At 33.7% G+C, this 24,619-nt stretch carries 24 protein-coding genes and 1 tRNA gene; 12 read left to right on the top strand and 13 right to left on the bottom strand.

Translation table 11 applies throughout. The features are described from left to right. Nucleotides 1-274: 274 nt before the first annotated feature. From QLQ94_RS01185 to QLQ94_RS01160, 6 genes are all read left to right on the top strand, one after another. Nucleotides 275-1,060: a tetratricopeptide repeat protein gene (locus tag QLQ94_RS01185; RefSeq protein ID WP_271337435.1), complete on the top strand. Its 786-nt coding sequence runs from the start codon at nt 275-277 to the stop codon at nt 1,058-1,060. Nucleotides 1,061-1,148: 88 nt separating this feature from the next. Beyond that, a complete protein-coding gene (gene ribH / locus QLQ94_RS01180) occupies nt 1,149-1,721 on the top strand; it encodes a 6,7-dimethyl-8-ribityllumazine synthase (RefSeq protein ID WP_271337436.1) in 573 nt (190 codons plus the stop codon). A 164-nt stretch (nt 1,722-1,885) separates the two neighbouring features. Further along, a complete protein-coding gene (gene mutL / locus QLQ94_RS01175) occupies nt 1,886-3,808 on the top strand; it encodes a DNA mismatch repair endonuclease MutL (protein ID WP_482498887.1) in 1,923 nt (640 codons plus the stop codon). Beyond that, nucleotides 3,805-4,554 carry a rhomboid family intramembrane serine protease gene (locus tag QLQ94_RS01170; RefSeq protein ID WP_427402751.1) on the top strand — a complete coding sequence of 250 codons (750 nt, stop codon included), beginning with the start codon at nt 3,805-3,807 and terminating at the stop codon, nt 4,552-4,554. The genes mutL and QLQ94_RS01170 overlap by 4 nt, the downstream gene beginning before the upstream one ends. A 44-nt stretch (nt 4,555-4,598) precedes the next feature. Further along, nucleotides 4,599-5,462: a rhomboid family intramembrane serine protease gene (locus QLQ94_RS01165; RefSeq protein ID WP_271337439.1), complete on the top strand. Its 864-nt coding sequence runs from the start codon at nt 4,599-4,601 to the stop codon at nt 5,460-5,462. A gap of 18 nt (nt 5,463-5,480) precedes the next feature. Further along, nucleotides 5,481-6,527, top strand: coding sequence for an endonuclease/exonuclease/phosphatase family protein (locus tag QLQ94_RS01160; RefSeq protein ID WP_427402750.1), 1,047 nt, complete (start codon nt 5,481-5,483; stop codon nt 6,525-6,527). Nucleotides 6,528-6,561: 34 nt separating this feature from the next. Here QLQ94_RS01160 and QLQ94_RS01155 read toward each other — a convergent pair whose 3' ends face one another. The 7 genes from QLQ94_RS01155 to QLQ94_RS01125 all read right to left on the bottom strand — a co-directional run bounded on the left by QLQ94_RS01155 (nt 6,562) and on the right by QLQ94_RS01125 (nt 13,053). Beyond that, a complete protein-coding gene (locus QLQ94_RS01155; protein ID WP_271337440.1) occupies nt 6,562-7,176 on the bottom strand; it encodes a WbqC family protein in 615 nt (204 codons plus the stop codon). 95 nt (nt 7,177-7,271) lie between these two features. Further along, on the bottom strand, nt 7,272-8,828 hold the full coding sequence (lepB, locus tag QLQ94_RS01150; RefSeq protein ID WP_271337441.1) for a signal peptidase I: 1,557 nt from the start codon (nt 8,826-8,828) through the stop codon (nt 7,272-7,274). 63 nt (nt 8,829-8,891) lie between these two features. Next, a complete protein-coding gene (gene dapB, locus QLQ94_RS01145; protein ID WP_271337442.1) occupies nt 8,892-9,593 on the bottom strand; it encodes a 4-hydroxy-tetrahydrodipicolinate reductase in 702 nt (233 codons plus the stop codon). 36 nt (nt 9,594-9,629) lie between these two features. Further along, nucleotides 9,630-10,190, bottom strand: coding sequence for a DUF5683 domain-containing protein (locus QLQ94_RS01140; protein ID WP_271337443.1), 561 nt, complete (start codon nt 10,188-10,190; stop codon nt 9,630-9,632). After that, nucleotides 10,190-11,092 (bottom strand): ParB/RepB/Spo0J family partition protein, encoded by a 903-nt coding sequence (locus QLQ94_RS01135; RefSeq protein WP_271337444.1) that lies wholly within the window; start codon nt 11,090-11,092, stop codon nt 10,190-10,192. The genes QLQ94_RS01140 and QLQ94_RS01135 overlap by 1 nt, the downstream gene beginning before the upstream one ends. 5 nt (nt 11,093-11,097) lie before the next feature. Then, complete coding sequence (locus tag QLQ94_RS01130; protein WP_213306802.1) at nt 11,098-11,865, bottom strand: ParA family protein; 768 nt, start codon at nt 11,863-11,865, stop codon at nt 11,098-11,100. Between the two features lie 309 nt (nt 11,866-12,174). Continuing rightward, nucleotides 12,175-13,053 (bottom strand): helix-turn-helix domain-containing protein, encoded by an 879-nt coding sequence (locus tag QLQ94_RS01125; protein WP_271337445.1) that lies wholly within the window; start codon nt 13,051-13,053, stop codon nt 12,175-12,177. Between the two features lie 153 nt (nt 13,054-13,206). Between QLQ94_RS01125 and QLQ94_RS01120 the strand changes: the two genes are divergently transcribed. The 4 genes from QLQ94_RS01120 (at nt 13,207) to QLQ94_RS01105 (ending at nt 17,773) form a co-directional block, all read left to right on the top strand. Further along, nucleotides 13,207-13,596, top strand: a complete 390-nt coding sequence (locus tag QLQ94_RS01120) for a RidA family protein (RefSeq protein WP_271337446.1) — start codon at nt 13,207-13,209, stop codon at nt 13,594-13,596. A 352-nt stretch (nt 13,597-13,948) separates the two neighbouring features. Next, nucleotides 13,949-16,117: a hypothetical protein gene (locus tag QLQ94_RS01115; protein ID WP_482498882.1), complete on the top strand. Its 2,169-nt coding sequence runs from the start codon at nt 13,949-13,951 to the stop codon at nt 16,115-16,117. 332 nt (nt 16,118-16,449) lie between these two features. After that, nucleotides 16,450-16,797, top strand: a complete 348-nt coding sequence (locus QLQ94_RS01110) for an ISAon1 family transposase N-terminal region protein (protein WP_271338800.1) — start codon at nt 16,450-16,452, stop codon at nt 16,795-16,797. After that, nucleotides 16,790-17,773 (top strand): ISAon1 family transposase, encoded by a 984-nt coding sequence (locus QLQ94_RS01105; RefSeq protein ID WP_482499938.1) that lies wholly within the window; start codon nt 16,790-16,792, stop codon nt 17,771-17,773. Before QLQ94_RS01110 ends, QLQ94_RS01105 begins: the two co-directional genes overlap by 8 nt. Nucleotides 17,774-17,867: 94 nt before the next feature. Here QLQ94_RS01105 and QLQ94_RS01100 read toward each other — a convergent pair. Further along, a tRNA-Pro gene (locus QLQ94_RS01100) sits at nt 17,868-17,942 on the bottom strand. A gap of 152 nt (nt 17,943-18,094) precedes the next feature. Between QLQ94_RS01100 and trxB the strand changes: the two genes are divergently transcribed. Next, nucleotides 18,095-19,042, top strand: coding sequence for a thioredoxin-disulfide reductase (gene trxB / locus QLQ94_RS01095; protein ID WP_271338734.1), 948 nt, complete (start codon nt 18,095-18,097; stop codon nt 19,040-19,042). A gap of 163 nt (nt 19,043-19,205) precedes the next feature. On the opposite strand, the gene QLQ94_RS01090 is transcribed toward trxB, so the two are convergent. The 5 genes from QLQ94_RS01090 to QLQ94_RS01070 form a co-directional block, all read right to left on the bottom strand. Continuing rightward, the gene (locus QLQ94_RS01090) at nt 19,206-20,039 is read right to left on the bottom strand and encodes a GIN domain-containing protein (protein ID WP_271335279.1); all 834 of its coding nucleotides are present in this window, start codon (nt 20,037-20,039) and stop codon (nt 19,206-19,208) included. An 85-nt stretch (nt 20,040-20,124) separates the two neighbouring features. After that, nucleotides 20,125-20,859: a head GIN domain-containing protein gene (locus tag QLQ94_RS01085; protein ID WP_271335278.1), complete on the bottom strand. Its 735-nt coding sequence runs from the start codon at nt 20,857-20,859 to the stop codon at nt 20,125-20,127. Nucleotides 20,860-20,862: 3 nt separating this feature from the next. Continuing rightward, nucleotides 20,863-22,584 carry a PspC domain-containing protein gene (locus QLQ94_RS01080; protein ID WP_271335277.1) on the bottom strand — a complete coding sequence of 574 codons (1,722 nt, stop codon included), beginning with the start codon at nt 22,582-22,584 and terminating at the stop codon, nt 20,863-20,865. Between the two features lie 3 nt (nt 22,585-22,587). Further along, nucleotides 22,588-22,920 (bottom strand): PadR family transcriptional regulator, encoded by a 333-nt coding sequence (locus tag QLQ94_RS01075; protein ID WP_213259014.1) that lies wholly within the window; start codon nt 22,918-22,920, stop codon nt 22,588-22,590. A gap of 150 nt (nt 22,921-23,070) precedes the next feature. Then, the gene (locus QLQ94_RS01070) at nt 23,071-23,550 is read right to left on the bottom strand and encodes a DUF4870 domain-containing protein (protein WP_271335276.1); all 480 of its coding nucleotides are present in this window, start codon (nt 23,548-23,550) and stop codon (nt 23,071-23,073) included. 231 nt (nt 23,551-23,781) lie between these two features. Here QLQ94_RS01070 and QLQ94_RS01065 point away from each other — a divergent pair, with 231 nt between their 5' ends. Then, entirely contained in the window at nt 23,782-24,234 is a 453-nt protein-coding gene (locus QLQ94_RS01065; RefSeq protein ID WP_271335275.1) for a DUF4442 domain-containing protein, read from the top strand. Nucleotides 24,235-24,619: the final 385 nt, after the last annotated feature.

Raw genomic sequence — 24,619 nt, 5'->3', positions numbered from 1 at the left:
CTAATCAGCGAGAATTCGTGAAATCTTAGGCGAAAATTATGTTCTTAGCCCGGGAAAAGTCGTGTTTTGGATAACAAAAATTTGAGGGTGCAAATTATCGAAAATTATCGATATAATAGGCTTTTGGGCTCTTTCAAGATGAATTATTTTGTAGAAATGAGTGAAGAAGTTGCCGTTTAGTAAATTATTTTTTTAAAATAGATATAAAATTGATTTTTTTTACGTTGGTTTCAATAAAAATTTTATTTTTGCCGTTCACTAAATTAAATTTTAAATGGCTACTTACAATAAAAGAGGATATAAGGCACCAAAGGAAAAGGAAGTTAAAGAAGAGGTTGTGAATGAAGAGCAACAAGTAATTCTTGATGGAAAAAACAGCAAAACAGCTGAGGTTTTTTCTAAACTAGATGAGACTGCTTCAAAAACGGAGGATTGGGTTGCTAAAAATCAAAAAATCATTATTGGTTTAGTTGCCGGTATTGCAGTTGCTACTATTGGATATTTGGCTTACCAAAAATTTGTAGAAGCTCCTAAGCAAGACGAAGCTGCAAGCGAAATGTTTGTTGCTCAACAAAATTTTGATAAAGCGACTAATGGTGTGGCAAGCGATTCACTATACAAATTAGCATTAAATGGTTCTGAAGGTAAATTTGGATTCGTAAAAATTGCTGATGAATATTCTGGAACTGATGCAGGAAATTTAGCTAACTATTATGCTGGTATTGCTTCTTTGAATATTGGTAAATTTGATGATGCAATCAAATATTTAGGAAAATTCAAATCAAAAGAAGCTATCGTTAATGCTTTGGCAATTGGTGCAATTGGAGATGCTTATTCTCAAAAAAATCAACAAAAAGAAGCTTTAGACTACTATGTAAAAGCTGCTGAATCTAATAAAAATGATTTTACAACTCCTCGTTTCTTATTAAAAGCTGGTAAAACAGCATTGGCTCTAGGTCAAAAAGAAGATGCGTTGAAATATTTAACAGATATCAAAGAAAACTACGATGCAACACCAGAAGCTGCTTCTGTAGATGTATTGATTGGATTAGCACAATAAAAATATTTGATTTTAGATTTAAAATTTTAGATTTAAGATTGTAGATTTGTATTTCAGAATCTGAAATTTAAAAATCTAAAATATAAAGATGGCTACCGAAAATAAAAATTTATCAGAATACGATAAAAACACGATCCCAAATGCGAAAGATTTTCGATTTGGGATTGTTGTTTCTGAGTGGAACGAAACTATAACTGAAGGACTTTATAATGGGGCTTTTGATGCCTTAATTGATAATGAAGTTCCTGCTCAACAAATTATCCGTTGGAATGTTCCTGGGAGTTTTGAGTTGATTTATGGTGCAAAAAAAATGTTGCAGACACAAAATGTTGATGCGGTAATTGTAATTGGCTGTGTAATTCAGGGACAAACCAAACATTTTGATTTTGTGTGCGAAGGCGTAACGCAGGGAATTAAGGATTTGAATGTTCAAACTGACATCCCGGTTATTTTTTGCGTTCTGACAGATAATAATATACAACAGTCAATTGACAGAAGTGGAGGAATTCACGGAAACAAAGGAACTGAAGCTGCAATCGCTGCTATCAAAATGGCGTATATCCGTCAGCAAGCTTCGATGTCGCATCCTTTTAATCAGCCTTTGTTGTCTTCGGGAGCGATTCAAATCGAAGAAACTCCAATAAAAATTGATAAAGAATAAAACACATTTGTTTTAAAACTACTAAAACCTATACTGTGTATAAATAGTATAGGTTTTTTGTTTTTTTTATGATGACACTTATTCTGAAAGCCAAGAGAAATTCATTAAATTTGTGCTTCTTGGTTTGAAAATTTAAACCTTAACCTTTTAATTATTTTTTCTTAATGTCGAGTATAATTCAATTACTTCCTGATCATGTTGCTAACCAAATTGCCGCTGGAGAAGTGGTACAAAGACCTGCTTCAGTCGTAAAAGAACTGTTAGAAAATGCTGTTGATGCTAAAGCAACAGATATTAAATTGATTATTAAAGATGCTGGGAAATCATTAGTTCAGGTTATTGACAATGGTTTAGGAATGAGTGTAACTGATGCTCGTTTGTGTTTCGAACGTCATGCGACTTCTAAAATTCGTAAGGCCGAGGATTTATTTTCATTGCATACCAAAGGTTTTCGTGGTGAGGCATTGGCTTCTATAGCTGCAATTGCGCACATGGAAATGAAAACCAAGCAAGATCAGGAAGAATTGGGAACCCATATTATAATCGAAGGAAGTAAATTCATTTCGCAGGAAGTGGCGGTTTTGCCAAAAGGAACTTCATTTGCCGTTAAAAATCTATTTTTTAATATTCCGGCGCGTCGTAATTTCTTAAAATCAGATACCGTCGAATTTCGCCATGTTATGGATGAATTTCAACGTGTAGCTTTGGCGCATCCAAACATTCATTTTACGTTTTATCACAATGGCAGCGAAATGTATAATTTGCCAGCGGCAGGTTCCCGTCAGCGTATTGTTGGGATTATGTCCGGTAAAACCAATGAAAAATTAGTGCCTGTTAACGAAGATACTGAGATTATAAATGTTCAGGGATTTGTTTGTAAGCCTGAATTTGCGAAGAAAAGCAGGGGAGAGCAGTTCTTTTTTGTAAACGATCGTTTCATAAAAAGTGGTTATCTGCATCACGCAGTAATGGCTGCTTATGACGGACTTTTGAAAGACGGTTCACAGCCAAGCTATTTCTTGTATTTGCAAGTTCCGCCAAATACGATAGATATCAATATTCATCCTACTAAAACTGAAATTAAGTTTGATGATGAACAGGCTTTGTATGCTATTTTAAGAGCTTCTATCAAACACAGTTTAGGGCAGTTTAATGTAGCTCCTGTTCTTGATTTTGACAGGGATGCTAATTTAGATACGCCATATCACTATAAAGATTTGGAGGGAGAAACACCAACAATTCAGGTTGATGGAACTTTTAATCCGTTTACGGATGATAAAACCAATCAGCATTATTCTAAATCGTCTTCGGGGTCAAGTTCTGGAGGAGGCTCAGGTTTTAGTTCCGGATCGGGTTCGGATTCAGGCTCCTATCCAGGATATAATAAGAGAGTTGAACCTACAGCAACCTGGGAAAGTTTATATGTAGGTTTAGAAACCGATACCATAGAAAGTTCGCCTTTTACATTCGAAAATGAAGAAGTAACTTCGTCATTGTTCAATGATAATGAGATTGAGCAGGCGAGTCAGGGAACATATCAAATTCATAAAAAATATATTGTTTCGCCTATAAAATCAGGAATGGTAATCGTTGATCAGCAACGAGCGCATCAGCGTATTTTGTACGAGCAGTTTTTATTGAATATGACCGTGAATCAGGCTTCAAGTCAACAATTGTTGTTTCCGTTGAATTTGTTTTATTCATCTGATGAAATGACATTAATAGAAGAATTGAAACCGTCTCTGGAAACAACAGGTTTTGTTTTTGAAAAAGCACAAACAGATCACGTAGTTATTTCTGGAATTCCGGTAAATATTACAGAGAGTGAAGTTTCTCTGGTAATTGAACAATTATTAAGTGATTTGCAGGACGGAATTCCGGCAAGCAGTTACAGTCAGAATGATACTATCGCAAAATCGATGGCAAAAAGCTTAGCGGTTAAAACAGGATCTTATTTAACCGAGAAGGAACAAGATAATTTAGTAAACGGTTTGTTTGCTTGTAAAGATCCAAATATTTCACCTTTTCAAAAACCTACTTTCATCACGATGCGTGTTGAAGATATAGATAAAAAGTTTGCCTTATGATGAATATGACTCCCGTTGTAAAACAATTATTGATAATCAATATCATCTTTTTTATTGGTTCGCAATTAGTGCCAGTATCGTATGAGTATTTTGCTATGTTTTTTCCTGAAAATCCAAGTTTCAGGGCATGGCAGCCAATCACGCATATGTTTATGCATGGTGGTATTATGCATATTGCTTTCAATATGTTTGCAATGGTTTCTTTTGGATCAGCATTAGAACATTTCTGGGGAGGTAAAAAATTCTTGTTTTTTTATATTTCTTGTGGTTTGGGTTCTGCATTATTACATACTGCTGTAAATTATTATTCTTTTCAGGATACATTAAGTACTCTGATGGCAAATGGATATCAGAAAGACGAGATAATGAAATTATTGAGTCAGGGAAAAATAGATACGAGATGGCAGGATTTAGTTTCGGTTTCTCAATTTAATAGTTTTACAAGTGCTTACATCGGGACAGTTGTTGGTGCGTCAGGTGCTATTTACGGTTTGTTAACAGCCTTTGCTTTTATGTTTCCTAATGCTGAGCTGGCATTAATGTTTATTCCAATTCCAATTAAGGCTAAATATTTTGTTCCGGCTATTTTGGCGGTAGATTTGTTTTTAGGATTTCAAGGGAATTCTTTATTTGGAAACGGCGGTACCGGAATTGCTCATTTTGCACATGTTGGTGGAGCTTTGACTGGATTTTTGATTATGTGGTACTGGAAAAAGAATCAGTTTAATAGTAATCGTTGGAATTAATTTTTAATTTTAATATCCAAAAATAAAAACCAAAAGAAACTATTATGAATATTCTTGATGATTTAAAGCTACAGTACAAATTAGGCGGTATAGCAATGCGTGTTATTTACTGGAACGTTGCCTGTTTTGCGATCTCATTAGTGTTCTTTTATCAGTATTCCGGTGGTGGTTTTGCCTATCCAAATTGGTTGGCATTATCGTCAGATCCAAATGTGTTTATGTTTAAGCCATGGACATTTTTGACATACGCATTTTTTCATTCGTCATTTTTTCATTTGTTGTTTAATATGATGGTTTTGAATTTTGCAAGCAATTTATTCCTGACCTTTTTTACTCAGAAGCAATATTTAGGTTTGTATATTTTAGGTGCTATTTTCTCTGGTGTTATCTTCTCTTTAAGTTTTTACTTTTTAGGCATGCCGGGTATTATTGTTGGGGCTTCGGCTGCGATAATGGCAATTTTAGTTGCTGTAACAACTTATCAGCCCTTGATGGGCGTACGTTTATTACTTATTGGTAATGTTAAGCTTTGGCATATTACAGCTGTAATTCTTGTTCTTGATTTAATGCAGTTTCGTTTAGATAATACTGGCGGACATATATCGCATTTGGCTGGAGCTCTTTTTGGTTTTGTATTTATTAAATTGCTTCAAAATGGTACAGATCTAAGTGTAATAGTTTCGAGAACTTTAGATTTTTTTACCAATCTATTCAAAAAATCCCCTACGACCCCTTTTACAAAAGTTCATAAGAATTATAAAAAACCTACTGAAAAAGTTACATCGAGAATTGTTACAAAAGATAAAACGCAACAACAAATTGATGAAATTTTAGACAAGATTAGCCAATCCGGTTACGATTGTCTTACAAAAGAAGAAAAAGAGTTTTTATTTAAAGCTGGAAAATAATCCTTTTAGCAAAAAAATATGAAAAACCTTTCGTGGTTTAATAAAATAATGTTCTTTTTGAATATAGTACTAACTGTAGTGACTTTTAGTATTTATATTTTACCTTTTCTGGCGCCTAAGAGTTTTCCGCTTTTATCGGTGCTAACGCTCTTTATGCCTGTTTTTTTTGTGCTGAATGGGTTGTTCTTTATTTATTGGGCGATTCAGTTTAAAAAGCGTCTTATATTGTCTGGTTTGGTTCTGTTGACCGGAATAACATTTATAAGTAAGTTTTATAAATTTTCTGCCAAAGAATATGTCAAAGACGAAAAAGATTTCTCTGTAATGAGTTATAATGTGCGTCTTTTTAATGTTTTTAAATGGTTGGACCGGGACGATATTCCGTCTAATATAAAAGCTTTTATCGACGAAAAAGATCCGGACATTCTCTGTATTCAGGAATATTCAAATTCAGCTCATATAGATCTGAAAGTCTATCCTCATCGATATATTTTTATTGATGGTAACCAGATTAAAACCGGACAAGCCATTTTTTCTAAATTTCCAATTATAAATGAGGGGAATATTATTTTTCCTAAATCTGATAATAATGTCGTTTATGCAGATATAAAACGTGGCAAAGATGTAATCAGGGTTTACAATATGCATTTGCAATCGATTAAAATCTCACCGGATGTGAGTGATATCTCAAATGATATTGATAATGTAAATCAGGAAAAATCACAGCTTATTTATACCCGAATTAGCAAGGGGTTTAGGCAGCAACAAGAACAGGCGGAGATTTTTAAAGAAAATATTAAAAAATGCACAACGCCGTTTATTATTTGTGGAGACATGAATAACAGCCCTTTCTCATACGTTTATCGAAGTATAAAAGGGAAGCAAAAGGATGCTTTTGAGGAAGCAGGCGAAGGTTTTGGGGCGACTTATAAGTTCCGCTACTATCCTGCAAGAATTGACTATATTTTTACAGACAGTAAAATGAAAGTGAAGCAATTTGAAAGTTTTCCGGATTTCGAAAATTCAGATCATTATCCTATAATGGCAAGGCTTTCTATGGAATAAAGTTTTTTTAAAAATCCAAATTCCAAAAGTTAGTTTATAATATTTTTTGCGTCTTTAAATAATCCATCGCAAATTTACCTTCATTAAAAAGCAAGTCCAGAACGCTTAAGTTATTAATAAATCCGTGTTTGTCATCAAAAACCTGAGTGTATTTCTCGAATGTATTAGGGTCTTTTTTTCCGTTTGCTAAAAATCTGAAATCAGTTATGTTTTCCGCTTCATGAAAATATTCTGTCGATTTCGAAAATTCTAGTTTCATTCGTAAACATTTGGTTACGACATCTAAAACTTCCATATTTAAATCCATTAGAAAATTATGTTGTTTTTCGAAAATTGGACGAATGTCATCCTCAAAAAACTCAAAAAATGGAGAACTTCTATAGCCGGCTTCTAATGATTTAAAATGTTGTTTCTGCCAGTCGAATTCATTCTCAATCAAAACATCTTTTGTTTTTTGATGTAATGTTTTTGAATGCTTAACGGGGATATTCAGTAGCTGAATTCCGTTTGGACTGTAGATATAAGTTCGGTTTCTGTTGGTTTGTTTCTGAAAATTATCTTCCATCTCAAAAGTGACATTTTCAGATTGAGCCATAACTGCAAAGTGGCTAATTGACGGAAAATAGGTAGGAAGTAATAAGGAGTTCATTTTTTTCTAATTTTGCTTTAAAAGTTTCAGGTTTCAAGTTTCATGTTCGCAAAGAACCTGAAACTTGAAACCTGAAACAAAAATAACTATTTTTTTTATGCTTTGTTTTCTTTTCTTTTTCTCCAGAAATAGTCACCAATAAAATAAGCGGCAAGAATAATAAGGAAGTATTTAAAGTAAGATTGTGGTTGTCCTTCGCCGTCAACAGTGGTAAAAACCCTGTCCCAGCGAACTTTGTTTATTCCTTTTCCGTTCGTGTCCCAGCTCATCCAGATAAAAACTGGTTTCCCTACAATATGATCTGCAGGAACATATCCCCAATAACGGCTGTCTTCAGAGTTATGACGGTTGTCTCCCATCATCCAGTAATAATCTTGTTTAAAGGTGTATGTAGTAGCCTGTTTTCCGTTTATTAAAAAATGTGAACCGTCTAACTGCAAAGTGTTTCCTTCGTATTTTGTAATGATCTCTTTGTAAAATGGCAAAGATTCATTTGTTAATGCAACTGTTTTTCCAGCTTGAGGGATGTAAATTGGTCCAAAATTATCCTGGCTCCATTTGTTGATATGAGGGAATATCGCATTATCATTTCCTCTGTCAATTTGTCTAATTACGCCGCTCACACCAGGAGTGTTTTTAAAGCGTTCTGCACTTGCTTCTGTTAAAGCCGTGAAGTAAATTGTATCTCTTGTTTGCTCATTTTTAAAATAACCTCCATCAGTGATGTCTAATTCTTTTACTAGAGATTGTAAGTCAACAGGTGTTTTTCCGTCAAATGCAACAATATAAGAGTATTGAGGTTTAGCACGTTCCGGTAAAACTAATTTTTTTCCGTTGATAAAAACAAAACCGTCTACAATTGATAAACTGTCACCAGGAATACCAACACATCTTTTTACGTAATTTGATTTTTTATCAATAGGTTTTATAATTCCCGGTCTTCCCTTTGGCTCATAAAAATAATGAACGGTATCAACTGGCCAGTTAAAAACAACAATGTCTGATCTTTTTATCTTTTCTATCGCAGGTAATCTGAAATAAGGTAATTGTGGCCAGCTTAAGTATGATTTTCTTTTTAAGAATGGTATTGTGTCGTGAACCATAGGTAATGCTACGGTAGTCATAGGTACACGAGGACCATAATTGACTTTGCTTACAAACAAAAAGTCACCAACTAATAATGATTTTTCTAATGATGAAGTCGGAATTGTATAAGGTTGTACTACATACGTGTGTACTAATGTTGCTACGATAATAGCAAAAAGTAATGAACTTATAGTATCTGCAGTTTTGTTTTGAGGTCTTAATTCTCTATTGGCATTATACTCTAATTTTTGGGTATAATTGACATAATAGATATAAAAACCAAAAGTAAAAATTCCTAATAATGTATCTAACGTAGATTTTTTGCCAAAGGTTCTTAATGTTTCTACCCAAATTACAGGAAACATAATCAAGTTAATAATAGGAATAAAAAGTAATATAGTCCACCAGGTTGGTCGACTGATTATTTTCATTAAAATTATGGAGTTGTAAACCGGAATCGCAGCTTCCCAACTTTTTCTTCCGGCTGCCTGATATAATTTCCAGGTTCCCAGAAAGTGAATTACCTGTACAGCTAAGAAAAATACAAACCAAAGATATAGAGTCATAATATTTTGTTTAAAGTTTCGAGTTTTAAGGCTTTTTAGTTTCGGCCTTAAAATTTCAATCTGTTATTTTAAGTTTAATACATCTTTCATGCTGTAGATACCTTTTTTACCGGCAAGCCATTCAGCGGCAATTACAGCGCCCAGAGCAAAACCTTCGCGGTTATGTGCAGTATGTTTTAATTCGATGCTGTCTACAATTGAGTCATAAGTTACGGTGTGAGTTCCCGGAACATCACCAATTCTTTTAGCTTCGATATGAATTTCATTTGCTTGAGCCTGGTCTAAAGTCCAATTTGCATAGTTACTATTTTCGATAACACCTTTTGCCAAAGAAATAGCTGTTCCGCTTGGGGCATCTAATTTTTGAGTATGATGAATTTCTTCCATAGTCACTTTATAAGAATCAAATTGTGACATGATTTTAGCCAGATATTCATTTAGTTCAAAGAAAATATTAACTCCTAAACTAAAATTTGAACTTGATATAAAACCACCTTGTTTTTCATTGCAAAGTGCAGTCATTTCGTCAAAATGCTCTAACCACCCTGTCGTTCCTGAAACCACAGGTACATTGTTGTTAAAACAGCTTGAGATGTTGCTTACTGCAGCAGTTGGAACACTAAAGTCGATTGCAACGTCAGCCAAAGAAAGTCCGTCGTATGTGTTGAATTCATCTTTCTTTAAAACAATTTCATGACCTCTTTCTAAAGCAATTCGTTCGATTACTTTACCCATTTTTCCGTATCCTAAAAGCGCAATTTTCATTTTATATATTTTTTGAGTTTAAATAACACAAGCTATTTAAAAGTGGTAATTAAAAGTTAATCCAACGTTTGGTCTGAAAGTTATATCGTTGGGGTATACCTCCGGAGTCATTGATAGTCGCTCGCTTACGTTGAACTGAATCAGAGCAGCATCAACATTGGCATCTATAATGTTTAAGGCATAAAAAGCTACAACAAATAAAGCTGATAAGTCTCTGTTTCGCTGATAGAATTTTTGACCTGCAACAAGCCTGCTTTCATCCAGAAACTGATAGTTATCGTCGTTATAACCTTCTAATCTTCGTTTGTAGGCATCGCGATAATCGTGGTATTTTTTATTGTTATCAAGATAAAAATATAAACTGGTACCAATTGCTCCGTAAACTAAAGGAATTTTCCAGTATTTTTTGTTGTACGCCTGACCTAAACCGGGTAATATAGCCGAGTAAAAGGCTGCTTTTGCCGGTGTAAGCGGGTCTATTTCTTGTAACTTGCTAGTGTCTTTAACAGCTAAAACCGTTTCTTTTTTTACCTGGGCAAAAAGAGAAACGGTTCCTATGAAAAAGAACAATAGACTTATGGGGACAATCTTATTCACTATCCGTTTATTAATTTTATAATTCTATTAAAGTCGGCTTCAGAATTAAAAGGAATTGTAATTTTTCCTTTTCCGTTGCCGGCAACTTTTACATCAACTTTCGCACCAAAATAATCATTAAAGACACTTTTTTTCTCTTCGAGAATTTCAAAAGTCGATTCTGCCCTGGCTTTTCCTTCCGGTTTTGGTTTCAGGCTTTCATGATAATTTTTTACCAGACTTTCTGTTTCACGAACAGATAAGTTTTGGCTGACTATTTTTTGATAGATATCAGTCTGAATGTCTAAATCTTCAATGTTGATAATTGCTCTACCGTGTCCCATGCTGATAAAACCATCACGAATACCCGTTTGAATAATTGGGTCAAGTTTTAAAAGACGTAAATAATTGGCAATTGTAGAACGTTTTTTTCCAACACGCTCGCTCATTTGTTCCTGTGTTAATTGAATTTCATCAATCAAACGTTGGTACGAAAGTGCGATCTCAATTGGGTCTAAGTCATGGCGCTGAATATTTTCAACCAAAGCCATAACTAATGATTCGTTGTCATTTGCAATACGAATATATGCAGGAACATGAGTCAGGCCTACTAATGTTGAAGCGCGTAAACGACGCTCTCCAGAAATTAATTGGTATTTGTTGAAGTCTAATTTTCGAACAGTAATAGGTTGAATCACACCAAGTTCTTTAATAGAAGTCGCTAATTCTCGTAACGACTCTTCATTAAAATTACTTCTTGGCTGAAAAGGATTTATTTCGATAGCACTTATTTCAAGCTCAATGATGTTTCCAACAACTTTGTCAGCATTTTTGTCTTCTACTGATGTAATGTCGTTTTCCGGATCTTTTAATAATGCTGATAATCCTCGTCCTAAGGCTTGTTTTTTAATTGCTTTTGTCATAAAAACTATTTGCTGTTTTTCTTTATAATTTCTTGCGCTAAATTAATATAATTAACCGCTCCTTTGCTTGTTGCGTCATAGTTTATGATGCTTTCGCCAAAACTTGGAGCCTCGCTTAATTTTACATTTCGCTGGATAACGGTATCAAAAACCATATCGTTGAAGTGTTTTTGAACCTCTTCTACAACCTGATTTGATAAACGTAATCTTGAATCGTACATGGTTAGTAACAATCCTTCGATATCAAGGTCCGGGTTGTGTATTTTTTGAATACTTTTTATGGTATTCAATAATTTTCCTAATCCTTCAAGTGCAAAATATTCACATTGAATTGGAATTACTACTGAGTCAGCTGCTGTTAAGGCATTCAAAGTTAGTAAACCCAATGAAGGTGCACAGTCGATAATGATATAATCATATTCGTCTTTTACACTTTCTAACGCTTTTTTAAGCATATATTCTCTGTTTTCTTTGTCAACCAATTCGATTTCGATGGCAACAAGATCAATGTGAGCCGGGATCACATCAACATTTACAGCTGAACATTTTATAATGGTTTCTTTTGGGGTGTTGCTGTGTTCAAGTATCTGGTAGGTACCAATCTCAACAGATTCTACATCAATCCCAAGGCCAGATGTAGCATTGGCTTGAGGATCAGCATCAATCAATAATACTTTTTTTTCTAAAACACCCAATGAGGCCGCAAGATTTACTGATGTAGTAGTTTTTCCAACGCCTCCTTTTTGATTAGCAATCGCAATGATTTTGCCCATTTATTTTCTGAATTTTGAACCGTAAAAATACAATTATTTATGGTTTCTGAAAATCTATTTTGTTAACATTTAAGAAACTTCGATTAATCGTGGTATGGTACGTGTTTTGTTGAATTTTATTTCTTCTTGTTACGAAAATTAGTGCCGAAATTTCTTTCTGTTTTATTATTGTTTTTCATTTAAAAGGGTTGATATGACGTTTAGGTTCAAAAAATAAATTTTTTGGTGTTAAATTTTGATTTACTTATTGATTTTTTGGATTTTTGCGAAATTGTCTAGTTTTCAATCTATTATTTTTTGAAATGTTTTTTAACTTCTCTGTTTTTTAGTTTCACTAGGATTATATCCAAAATGACTTTTATACAAACGAGAAAAATGAGAAACGTTCTCGTAACCCACTTCGTAACATACATCTGCAATTGTCAATTGCGTAGTAAGAAATAGTTCCTTTGCTTTATGTAATCGTTTTTCCTGAATCCATTTTGCAGGAGTTATATGAAACAAAGACTCAAATTCCCGACGAAAAGTTGATAAGCTTCTTCCGGATATGTAGGCCAGTTCCTGTAGAGAATAAGGCTGTAGATAATGTTGTTCTATCGTTTTTAACAAATCTCTGGTTTCATTGCGATCGATATTTATTAACTGATTTAAAAACGTTGGATTAGCTTGTGAAAGATCATAAAGTAATTCTAAAATTTTTAGTTTAAACAATCCTGTTTTTATAGTTTCGTTGTCATCAAAATAGGGTTTCAATGAAGTCAGGAATGATTTTAAACGTTCTCCATACGGATGAATTATTGCTTTGTCATAATTTTCTAATTCTGAATAATGATCCATTTCTATCAATTTAATAAAATCAATAATGATATCTTTCTTTAAGGAAAAAGACACACTTTCGTACATGAAATCATTTAATGCATCTCCAGTTTTTAGAATTTCAACATAAGTGGCCTTTTTTATTAGTAACATTTCACCTTTTTTCACTGAATAAAGTTGATTGCCAATCTGCAATTCATTTGATCCTTCTATTGCAAATAACAAAAAATGATCTTTCAATAAATTCTGTTTATGAAATGGTGTCTTATGCTGTTGTCGACAAATTTCTGTTTTACCAATTTTATCTGATGTTATAATAATATGTGTTCCCGGATATGAATCTTGGTCTCCTGTTTGTTTTATAACGTTCATAATATTTTTTTTGTGAATGTATAAATATTCTTACTATTAATTTTTGTAAATACAAATAACTTAGATTGACACGAATAGTCATGTAGTAAGGCGTTTTAAGAAAAATCGAAATAAAGAATGTAATAGATCTTTGTAAAAACTAATTTATAAAAAATGTCAAAATTTAAAAATTCAGAAAAAGTATTTGAGATTAAAGGATTATCTCAGGCAGTTGTAATTCCATTTGAAAACCAGAAAATGATTATCCTTTCCGGGCAAATTCCACTTAACAAGCAAGGCGAATTAGTTGGTAATGATGTAGCGACACAATCAATTCAAATTTTTGAAAATATCAAAAGCATTTTAGAAACATGCGGAGCTACTCTCAATGATATTGTAAAACTGGGAATTTTTATAACCGATATTTCGCAAATCGCAGGATACAGAGAGGCAAGAGACCAGTTTATTAATCTTGATATGCCGCCAACAAGTACACTTGTAGAGGTTAAAGGATTGTTTAGAAACGATGTTTTTGTTGAAATAGAAGCTGTTGCAATGTTGTGAAATTAACAAAAAGTCTTTTCAAAATAATATTGTTGAGCCGCAGGATTTTTACCTGCGGCTCTTCTTGTTTAAGTGCAATGGTATTTCTTTGAATGTTAATTGATCTGAATGAAATGCTCTTTTCTTAAATCAATTTCTCTTCTTTAATAAAAGTCTCCGTCTGTAATTTTTACAATTACAAATCTCTTATCATTTCGTTTTTAACTTTTAGCATTGCTATTACAAGATAAATTGAGGCTTTGTATAGTTTTTGATGAGAAAATTGAGAATAAAAACGGACAGATAGGTCAAAGATTATTGCTATTTTGGGATTCTTAAAACGATACTATTATCAAACCCAAAAAGATTATTTATGATTAAAAAGTTAATCTCAATATTTACAGCATTTGCGTTTATGTTGATTCTATGCAGTTTTATAACATCAAATTTATCAGATGAAAAAAAACAAGACAATAAGATACAAGGCAAGATTGTTTACAACAAGAAGAAACATAACGTAGTATTATCATGGCCGGCATTTGGTACTTCAGGAAATTATGTAATTACAAAAGCAGGCAGTCGTTTGGCATCAGATTTTATTGCTCTTGGCTCGACTTCAAAATTGACATTTACAGACAATAAGCCAAACGCAGATAAATATGAGAACTATTATAAAGTTACCCGCAATGATATAGCCTTAATAATTTCGTTGGAGAATCAAATTTTTGGTGACAATATGTATTTCTACGATAGAAAATATGAAAAAGCAGAAACTGCCCGAAACGAAATTAATTCGCAGTTTGGTGCTATTGGTCTCGGCGGATCAAATGGTGAGTTTACTACAAAACGTCAGGCCTATTATTTTAAAGCTAATATTAAAGGTCAAACGTATGATTCTGGTGGATCGGGTTCCGCATCATCGGCGACTGCTAATTCAATAGAATTAGGATTCTATTCTCATATTGGAGGTTTAGGCAAAGTGCCATCAGATGTAAAGTTGGGTTCTATATTTACAAGGCCTCACCTTTCGGGAGGAGCAAATGCTACATGTACATTTTGGCGTTCTGTTGAAAATGTGGCTGTAATGCGAGATTTTGCCTGGACAGTTTCTCAATCTACCAGTGCACGAAGAATGTCGATTGAAAGTACTTCTAAATATATCTCGGATATTGGTGACACTAACTTCTGGGGCAGCGGTGGTTTTATTGCTGATACTCATTATACATCAACAAGACCAGACTGGGGCGGACAACAACAATGGTACACCAGGAATGCTGTTTTTCCTTCAGGCTCAGGAGCTATGGGCGGTTCATACAATATGGTTTGGCAAGGCTGCGTGAATCCTCCACAAGCAGATGATGCCAATTCTCCAATTCCTGTGACACCTATTATCAGAGAAAAACCTTTTCTTTTTATTGATAATGATGGCGAATACAAAGTGTTTGTTCCCGCATGGCAAAAGGATAGAGTGGGGGTTTCCTGGTCTGCAACAGATATGGGCAAAGGTAAAATTCAGGATTTGCTTATGGATTGGTATGTTGCCAAAGAAGGCGACACTGATGTAGAAATCAATAATGCGCTAAAAGCCGGTAAAAATATATTTTTTACACCAGGGCATTATGCGTTGAATGCTCCTATTCAGGTAAATAAAAAAGATGCAATACTTCTGGGTGCCGGAATAGCTTCGGTAACTTTAGAGCCTACTGAAAAGAATACTTGGGGATGTATTTTTGCTGACGACAAAGACGGAATTATCATTGCCGGACTTCTTATGGATTCATTCAACAGTACAACGTATCAAGTTAGAATTGGTGACGAAGGCGCAAATGCTGACCATTCTGCAGATCCTATCTTGCTTACAGATATTACTTGTAGGGTAGGAGGAGTTCAGTCAAAAAATATTCAGATACAAACTTCTATGCAAATAAACAGCAACAATGTAGTCGGGGATCATTTCTGGTTGTGGCGTGCCGATCATGGTTCACAAAAAGGCGGAGATGTTCGTTGGGCAAGAGACAGGTGTAAAAACGGACTTATTGTTGTTGGTGATGATGTTACACTTTATGCTTTATTTGCAGAACATTATCAAGAATATGAAGTGTTGTGGTTAGGAGAACGAGGCAGGACTTTTTTCTTTCAAAACGAACCGCCGTACGATGCTCCAAATCAGGCAAGCTGGAGTAGTCAGGATGGAAGGGTTGATGGTTATGCAGCATTCAAAGTAGCAAATACAGTCAAAGAACATCACAGTATAGGAATGGGGTCTTACGCAGTTTTTACAGGAAATGGTGGAATCGTAAACAAGAAAAATGGTTTTGAAATACCGAATAGTCCAAATGTAAAACTCGAAAAAATGTGTATCACCCGTTTTGCAGGTCCTGGTAATATTCAAAATGTTGTCAATGGTATTGGCGGCAGTACGGCAACTGGTGTAAAACGTGTAGCATTATTCAGTAATGGCGATGGGATCCAACCTTATGATGAAAAATTTGATTTGCCTAGTCGTGAATCATATCCTGCCTATATTGCTACTGAGAAGTAAATAATAAAGGTAGATTTTTGCTGGAAAATCTTAAAAAAAACTCTGAAGATCAAATGTCATCAGAGTTTTTTTATTTGATGCCAAGGTTTTCTCGATTTCAAGTGGATTATTATAACCATGCTTCTTGTTTGTAATATTCAAACATAGCCAACGGTTTCAACCGTTTGGGCGCAATATTTTTTACAAATATATTATTTATGATGCATTATCATAAAACGTTTCCCATAGTTGAAACCACGGTCTATATTTGAAACGGAATTGTTGGATGAAGCGCAAAGCTTGGGGAGGAAATGTCAAAATAAAATAAGAACTTTGTAATCTAAGAATTTTATATGACCCCTATAGAACTTTTGAAGTTTATGCTTCCTGATTTTTTAGTTAACCATTTTGAAGTAGTTTCCTCTACTAATAGCGAAGAAATATTACACCTCTATTTTGAAGAGCATGCTAAACCTCCAGAAGAGTTTAGTGATCTTCAATTAGTCTCCAAGGGTTTTCAAGATGAGATTACCATACAGGACTTTCCTCTGAGGGGTAAGTTCGTGTATTTACATATCAAAAGACGTCGCTGGACTAATAAAAATACAGGTGAGATCGTTAAAAGAGATTGGAATTTAGTGGCTAAAGGAACCCGCATGACTCAAGAGTTTGCGGCTTTTTTAAAAGAAATTAATAGATAAAACTGCTATTGACTGTCGTACCATTGGAGGTTTCTTTGGAGTCAATGGGAAAAAATTACAAAGACAATACAAAAAATTTTTAAGCTCCTTTAGTACGTGGGCTCCACGTGAACATGCACATGAGTGGATTATTTATCCTGAAAATATAGGTACCCACTTGTCAATTGACGAAGTAGCCTTGTCTCAGGGTGAACTTTTTACTATTGTAACCAATAAGGAAGCTAGAGGTAAAAAAGGATGCTTAGTTGCTATTGTTGCTGGAACAAAGGCAGATCAGGTCATTGAACATATCTGTAAAATTGATTACAAAAAAAGAAGTTATGTCCAAGAAATAACACTTGACATGGCTAATTCCATGAAGTTGATCTCCAAAAGATGTTTTCCAAGAGCGGTACAGGTTACCGACAGATTTCATGTTCAAAAATTAGCTCTAGAAGCATTACAGGAGATTAGAATAAAATATCGTTGGGAAGCTATGGATACTGAGAATCGATTGATATTACAAGCGAAAAGAGAAAACAAAACTTATCTCCCAGATCTTTTATCTAATGGAGACTCTGTAAAACAGTTGCTCGCCAGAAGTAGATATGTTCTTTATAAATCCCGCGATAAATGGACCGAAAGACAAAACGAACGAGCCCAATTGTTATTTGGCTTATATCCAGATATTAAAAAAGCATACAGTTTAACCCAACAACTACGAGGTATTTACAACAATAATAACAATAAACACATTGCGATGACCAAACTGGCACATTGGTACAGGAATGTAGAGGAGTCAGGGTTTAAAAATTTTAATATCCTTTTAAATACCATAACGGTTAATTACCAGTCAATCTTAAACTATTTTGACAATAGAAGTACAAATGCTTCAGCAGAATCTTTTAATGCCAAAGTAAAAGCATTTAGAAGTCAATTTAGAGGAGTACGAAAAGTAGATTTTTTCTTATTCAGATTATGCAATATTTTTGCATAATCCCCAACTTTTGCGTTTGATCCGAATTGTTTTTGAATTGATTTTCAGTTTTATACAAAAAAAAAGCCTTTTCAAGAAGATGAAAAGACTTTTGTCGGGGTGGCAGGATTCGAACCTGCGGCCTCCTGCTCCCAAAGCAGGCGCGATAACCGGGCTACGCTACACCCCGTAAGCGGATGCAAAGATAGTAATAAATTCGAATTACAAAAGAAAAATATTAAAATAAATAAAACTTATTTTGAGATAGTTATTTAGGATTTGATTTGATGGTACTTTTTTATAATAAAGTTTACCTTTGCATCACTTAAAACTATACATATTATGTCAGATACAATCGAAAAAATTAAATGCCTAATTATTGGTTCTGGTCCAGCAGGTTATACTGCGGCTATTTATGCAGCCAGAGCAAATATGAATCCAGTTTTATATCAAGGAATGCAACCTGGCGGTCAATTGACTACGACAAATGAAGTGGAAAATTTCCCTGGTTATGTTGATGGTGTTACAGGACCTGAAATGATGATTCAATTGCAAGAGCAAGCAAAACGCTTTGGTTCAGATATTCGTGATGGCTGGGCTACTAAAGTTGATTTTTCAGGAGATATTAAAAAAGTTTGGATTAACGATTCTATCGAATTACACTGCGAAACTGTTATTATTTCGACAGGTGCATCTGCTAAATATTTAGGATTACCATCAGAACAACATTATTTGCAAATGGGTGGCGGAGTTTCTGCTTGTGCTGTTTGTGACGGATTTTTCTACCGTAACCAGGAAGTTGTAATTGTTGGAGCTGGAGATTCTGCTTGTGAAGAAGCACATTACTTATCTAAACTTTGTAAAAAAGTAACGATGTTAGTAAGAAGCGAAAAATTCAGGGCTTCTAAAATTATGGAAGAACGCGTTCGTAAAACTGAAAATATCGAAATTTTATTGAACCACGATACTATTGAAGTATTAGGTGACCAACAAGTAGTACACGCAATTAAAGCGTTGAACAAAACTACAGGTGAAGTTATTGAAATTCCTGCTACAGGATTTTTCGTAGCCATTGGACACAAACCAAATACAGATATTTTTGCAGATTATATTACTCTTGATGAAACAGGATATATTGTAAACGTTCCCGGAACATCTAAAACAAATGTTGATGGTGTTTTCGTAGCGGGAGATGCTGCTGATCATGTATATCGTCAGGCAATTACTGCTGCCGGAACAGGATGTATGGCTGCATTAGATGCTGAGAGATATTTAGCTTCAAAAGAGTAAGTTTTCATTCTCAGTTTTCAGTTATTGAAATGTGAACAGAACTATAAAATAAAAGTCCCAATCTTAAATCGATTGGGACTTTTTATTTTGTAAGCGATCTCACTGCAAACTGTGACTATAAACTGAGACTGAAAAATGTGACTAAAAACTGAGACTAAAAAAACTACTTAATTTTCTTAATCAGTTTTGCTTCTTCAGAAAAACGAGTCAGGGTAATGACCGGGCTTCCAAAAAGAGAAAGCTCTGCTTTGTCTCCAAGAGCGATCGAAATTGTAGTATCTGCCAAAACTGATCCAATTGCATAATTTTCAGCGGTAACATTAGCTTCTTTCAAAGTAAATTTTGTTCCTGTAAAGATTGAATTGTTGTCTAACCGAATCGTTGCTTTTTCGGCAATTCCTTCAATATTAGCAACAGCTTTCTGGTACAAATCGCATTTGAATTTTATTGCTGATACTAATGTTTTAATTGACGCATTTTTGCTTAGTTGTAAATTAGCGTCTTCTGATTTTAAATTCAATTCGGTTTTGGATTTGTCATCAGCAAATAATGTGAATTTTTTTGAATTTACATTCAGGAATAATTTCGAAAAATCAAAAGTATTAAAAGTGATATCCTCTAACTGAAGTTCTTGTATCGCATAAATCACAGCGTCATTTTTAGCAATTACTTGTTTTAGTGAGTTGGTATAAGTAACACGTACGATTAGTTTTTTATAAATTGTACTTTCTTTTGAAGTGTATAAGCGAAGGACTTTTTCTCTTAAATCCATCCCGATAATATCATGTAAATTATCGTCGGCTTCAATTTTTATTTCGTTTTTTTCTCCTTTTTCCAGGTAAACTTCCAAGTTGTCATCGGCTTCAATACCATCAAATTCCCCTACTTCTTTTACTGAAGTAGTTACGATTTTAGATCCTTTTATTTTTTCTCTTCTTTGAGCAAAAGTTAGCGTCGTAACCAATAATAATAGGAGTAAGGCTGTATTCTTTTTCATTAATTCTAGATTTGATTTTCACAAATATAAAAAAATCATCCACTTTCGATGAATGATTTTTTTATATTTAACAGATTAATAGGGTTTATCCCTGGCTGATACTTCCTCCAGAATTCGAAGTTTTCTCTATTGTTTTAGGTGTAATGTCGTAATTAATACTTGCTCCACTATTGGCTTCCGCTTTTAAACTTACAATTGGATGCACATTTACGCTTGCACCACTTGAAGCCTCTGCATGAACTTCATTTGCAAATAATTTACTGGCGTTTATGCCGGAACCGCTAGATGCTGCAACTTTGAGTCTTAATGCTTTTCCTTTTAAGTCAATTGTACTTCCGCTTCCGGAATCAGCAGAAATATTATCAAATTCCAAATTAATATCTATTGACGCTGCACTTGAAGTTTCAATATCAATATCCTCGCCCTGAAGAAGCCCTTTGCTTACCAGATTAGAAGCGCTTGATGCTTCCAGCTTGTTGATTTTTGGCATTTTTACAGTTACCGTTTTCTTTGTAATATCCCTAAAAGAGCTGTATTTGCATTTTACAATTAGAGTTCCGTTTTCAACAGTAGTAATAATTTCTTTCTGTAAATTGTCATCAGCTTCAACGACGATTTCTGTTGAATCTGATTGTATAATTACTAAATCGATGGCATTACTTACGGATACTTTAGTAAAATCTCCGTTAACGATTCGTTTTTCAGTTGTAACATTTCCGCTTCCTTCAATTGAGTTCACATTAAAATTACAAGAGGCAAACAATAATGCAGTAATAGTTGCAATAAGAAATTTCGTAATATGAATGATTATTTTTATCATGGCTTAGTTAATTTTAATTATAACTCCGTTTTTGTCAGTGGTTAATCTGCCGTTAGTTTTTTTTCCGTTTAAAACTTCTTTTCCGTTAATTTTAATTGAAACTTCGTTTACGCTGTCATTTTCAATTACGTTTTCCTCATCTGAATCATTATAGTCATTTTCATTTGATGGGCAATTCAGACATTTAATTTTTGAACCTTCAACTTTATAATTATAATTACCGCTAAAGTGCAAGTTGAAAAAATCATTTTCTGAGTCATCATAATCTTGTACAGAAGTATCTGGTTTGAATAACTGACCTTCGGGCAGGTACAAATATACATCAACTTCCTGACCTCTAAATTTGTTTTTTACATCAGTAAGGAAGTAATTATCCAAAACTAAATGATTTCCGTTGATCTGATATTTGTAGTTAATTTTCTCCGCCCTTTGTTTCGCAGATGACAATGAATTTCCTCTTGCCGTTTTTTCTATTTGTATATAAGGAGCGGCTTCATCAGTGCGCAAAACATGCAAGCGAACATCGTTTGAGTAGATTAATTGATTGTTTGCTGAATCTTGTACAAACTCAAATTCTCTATGATGATTAAGATCTTTTGCATAATAATCGTTGTATCTGAATTTTACAAATAATGTGTCTTTTGTACTAATATTGAGTATTTTTTTCTCTAGTGATCTATTGTCGTATGAGATTTCAGTCGCTTGTTTAATTCCAATACTAATAGTAATGGCAACTGCTATAATCCAGATGGCTAATAAAGTATACTTTGTTATATTGCCAATTGATTTTAAGTTTGGAGATAACAATTTGAAACCTAAAAGTGTCAAAAAGAAAAACGGAATCCCAACAGCAAAGAACATTAATAAACCAAATGACCATAGAGGATAATCTGTAAAGTTTCCTGCTTCAACGAAGTTTTGCCAAGGGAAATCAATAAAGATATTAGTTCCAAGAGTAAAAACTCCAATCAATAACATGATTAAAATACTTAGTCCTGACATGATTAAGATTACGCCTAAAAATTTAGCGAAGATTTTAAAAACAGTCATAATAAAGTCTCCAAATGAACTACTTATTCTCTCAGCTCCTGACTTTACCTGGTTTCCCATTGCATCATAATCTGCGTTTTTAAATTTATCAGATAAGGATTCAATTTCTTCACGTACCTTTTTTTCAATGTTCGAAATAGTAACCGGTTCACCAGTCATTTCTAATTTTTCTGATGTTGTAACCGCTTCCGGAGTTACGATCCAAAGAACGAAATAAGCTAAAATTCCAGTTCCAAAACCTGCAAAAACAAATACTAAGAATAAGATTTTTATCCAGACAGCATCAATTCCAAAGTAGTGACCTAATCCGGTTGCAACACCACCAATCATACCTTTTTCTTTGTCACGGTATAATTTTTTATGTTTTCTGTTACCATAATCATTAAAAGACTGATTTGTTTTTTCTTCGTCTTCAAGAATATAATCTTCGGGTTGCCCCATAACTGTAATCACTTCTTCAACGTCTTTCAGTCCTACAACATGTTTGTCGCTTTTTTGTTTCTCGATTAATAATTCAGAAACACGCATTTCGATATCCTTAATAATTTCATCCTGACCAGACGAGTTGTTTAGTGATCGTTTTATAGCGTCAAAATAGCGTGTCAATTTTAAATATGCATCTTCATCAATGTGAAAGACCATACCGCCTAAGTTAATATTTACTGTTTTGTTCATGACTTATTGATTTTGATTGGTGATTAGATTTACAGCATCAGACAATTCTGTCCAGGTACCGTTAAGTTCGTTTAAAAATGTTTGTCCTATTTCGGTTAATCCATAATATTTTCGTGGTGGTCCTGATGTCGATTCTTCCCATCTATAATTGAGCAAACCGTCGTTTTTCAGCCTGGTTAGAAGTGGGTAAACAGTTCCCTCAACAACTAGTAATTTTGCGTTTTTTAAAGTGTCTAATATTTCTGATGTGTATGCGTCTTTTTCTTTTAATACTGATAAGATGCAAAACTCAAGAACACCTTTGCGCATCTGTGCTTTTGTGTTTTCAATGTTCATAATTTCATTTTGTTTTTTTTAGATTGAACAATTCGTTTTTTGATTGATGATGATTGATTGATGATTGATTTCGAAACTATTCTTGTTGATTGCCTGAAAAGTTCCAACTATAACTTTTAATTTTTTATGTCACACTGAGCGTTTCTCTAATTACTTTATAAAAGGAATCGTAAGCGGATATTTATATAATTCTCCGTTTGAAGCTTTTACCGAAGCGTAAATCACTAAAAAGAATTCAACAAATTTTAATAATCCAAAAAGTAAAACTGCCGTTGCCCCAATACTTAATAATGTGATGTTTCCTTGAAAATTAAAATTTCTGATGATAAAATCTTCGTCGTTAAAAACGGCTTCCAAAGGAATGTTTTGTAAAAAAACAGTTAGAAAGATGGGTATTGCAATTAAGGCTAAAATTAAAGTATAAAGCAAAATACTTAATTGAAAATTCAATGCCTGTTTTCCGTGGTGATTTACAAATTCTGATTTGTCTTTGTAACTTGTCCAGAATAATACTGGAAAAATATAATTCCCAAACGGAATGATATACTGGCTTAAAGTGCTTAAATGCGTAAACGCTGCAATGTTTTTTTCTGATGTTGTTTCCATGATGAGTGGTGTTGTTGTTGCCATGATTAAAAGTATATAGTATTTTCTTATGCAAATATATATCTAAAAGACAGTATCTTGTTTTGCATAGTACCTAAAATTAACATAATTTTAACAAAGTTAAAATTTGAAATCAACTTATAATGTTCTGAAAATCATTCGGAAGACTTGATTTTATTGAGGTATTTGGAAAGTAATTGTAAGTTATTGTGCATGCATAGTTTTTTTGTATTTTTACATAAAAAAATAAATATCATGGCAATATCAGTTTCTAAACTCAACAAATTTGTATTATTCAAATTACCATCTGCATACATTTGCGGTGTTCGTGTAAAGGCAATCGACGAAGATAGATGCGTGGTAAGTGTAAAACACAGATGGATTAATCAGAATCCTTTTAACTCGATGTATTTTGCTGTTCAGGCAATGGCAGCAGAGTTAACTACAGGAGCTTTGGTAATCTCCCAAATTCAGCAAAGCGGAAAAAAGATCTCGATGCTGGTAGCCAATAATAAAGGAAACTTTACTAAAAAAGCAACCGGAAGAATAACATTCGTTTGTAACGATGGACATTTAATAGCCGATGCTATTAAACAGACAATTGCAACGGGCGAGGGGCAAACGTTCTGGATGAAATCCATAGGAACAAATGAAGAAGGCATTCAGGTTTCTGAAATGGATTTTGAATGGAGTGTGAGGCTGAAATAGTTTCTTTTTCATCACAGATCAAAGGGATTAAAAAGATTTTTGAATGGATAACTTTTTCAAAGTTAGATGCATAGTTTTTTTGTCGTGAAAATTAGTAAAATTCGTCGCGAAAAAAAAATATAAAAAAGGCTTCGAAATTATTGAGGGCACTGAAAAAGTCCTTTAAAGTTAAAAAGGTAATTTTATAAATAAAATGGAGGCTCTGAGAATCGTCTGTACGAAAGTGTTCTTCGTCATCTATCCGAGGATATCAAAGAAAAAGAAGCTGTTTTCGTATTTGAAAACAGCCTCTTTTGATAAACGGTTACTTTTTCAGTGCCTTCAAATTATTCGAAGCCTTTTTGTTTAAATACGTGTTACGATTATTTTTTAGCGCAACATTTTT

Source organism: Flavobacterium sp. B114r (assembly GCF_056824125.1).
The sequence above is the reverse complement of the archived record's forward strand: the minus strand, read 5'-3'. Positions and strand labels throughout refer to the sequence as shown.

Excerpts from the sequence above, each read along its gene's own strand:
- QLQ94_RS01075 (WP_213259014.1), bottom strand. The coding sequence starts at position 22,920 with ATGAACATTGAAAACACAAAAGCACAGATGCGCAAAGGTGTTCTTGAG.
- QLQ94_RS01090 (WP_271335279.1), bottom strand. The coding sequence starts at position 20,039 with ATGAAAAAGAATACAGCCTTACTCCTATTATTATTGGTTACGACGCTA.
- QLQ94_RS01185 (WP_271337435.1), top strand. The coding sequence starts at position 275 with ATGGCTACTTACAATAAAAGAGGATATAAGGCACCAAAGGAAAAGGAA.
- QLQ94_RS01165 (WP_271337439.1), top strand. The coding sequence starts at position 4,599 with ATGAATATTCTTGATGATTTAAAGCTACAGTACAAATTAGGCGGTATA.
- trxB (WP_271338734.1), top strand. The coding sequence starts at position 18,095 with ATGTCAGATACAATCGAAAAAATTAAATGCCTAATTATTGGTTCTGGT.
- QLQ94_RS01120 (WP_271337446.1), top strand. The coding sequence starts at position 13,207 with ATGTCAAAATTTAAAAATTCAGAAAAAGTATTTGAGATTAAAGGATTA.
- QLQ94_RS01080 (WP_271335277.1), bottom strand. The coding sequence starts at position 22,584 with ATGAACAAAACAGTAAATATTAACTTAGGCGGTATGGTCTTTCACATT.
- QLQ94_RS01155 (WP_271337440.1), bottom strand. The coding sequence starts at position 7,176 with ATGAACTCCTTATTACTTCCTACCTATTTTCCGTCAATTAGCCACTTT.
- QLQ94_RS01160 (WP_427402750.1), top strand. The coding sequence starts at position 5,481 with ATGAAAAACCTTTCGTGGTTTAATAAAATAATGTTCTTTTTGAATATA.
- QLQ94_RS01125 (WP_271337445.1), bottom strand. The coding sequence starts at position 13,053 with ATGAACGTTATAAAACAAACAGGAGACCAAGATTCATATCCGGGAACA.
- ribH (WP_271337436.1), top strand. The coding sequence starts at position 1,149 with ATGGCTACCGAAAATAAAAATTTATCAGAATACGATAAAAACACGATC.
- QLQ94_RS01065 (WP_271335275.1), top strand. The coding sequence starts at position 23,782 with ATGGCAATATCAGTTTCTAAACTCAACAAATTTGTATTATTCAAATTA.
- dapB (WP_271337442.1), bottom strand. The coding sequence starts at position 9,593 with ATGAAAATTGCGCTTTTAGGATACGGAAAAATGGGTAAAGTAATCGAA.
- QLQ94_RS01110 (WP_271338800.1), top strand. The coding sequence starts at position 16,450 with ATGACCCCTATAGAACTTTTGAAGTTTATGCTTCCTGATTTTTTAGTT.
- mutL (WP_482498887.1), top strand. The coding sequence starts at position 1,886 with ATGTCGAGTATAATTCAATTACTTCCTGATCATGTTGCTAACCAAATT.
- lepB (WP_271337441.1), bottom strand. The coding sequence starts at position 8,828 with ATGACTCTATATCTTTGGTTTGTATTTTTCTTAGCTGTACAGGTAATT.
- QLQ94_RS01085 (WP_271335278.1), bottom strand. The coding sequence starts at position 20,859 with ATGATAAAAATAATCATTCATATTACGAAATTTCTTATTGCAACTATT.
- QLQ94_RS01170 (WP_427402751.1), top strand. The coding sequence starts at position 3,805 with ATGATGAATATGACTCCCGTTGTAAAACAATTATTGATAATCAATATC.
- QLQ94_RS01135 (WP_271337444.1), bottom strand. The coding sequence starts at position 11,092 with ATGACAAAAGCAATTAAAAAACAAGCCTTAGGACGAGGATTATCAGCA.
- QLQ94_RS01070 (WP_271335276.1), bottom strand. The coding sequence starts at position 23,550 with ATGGCAACAACAACACCACTCATCATGGAAACAACATCAGAAAAAAAC.
- QLQ94_RS01130 (WP_213306802.1), bottom strand. The coding sequence starts at position 11,865 with ATGGGCAAAATCATTGCGATTGCTAATCAAAAAGGAGGCGTTGGAAAA.
- QLQ94_RS01115 (WP_482498882.1), top strand. The coding sequence starts at position 13,949 with ATGATTAAAAAGTTAATCTCAATATTTACAGCATTTGCGTTTATGTTG.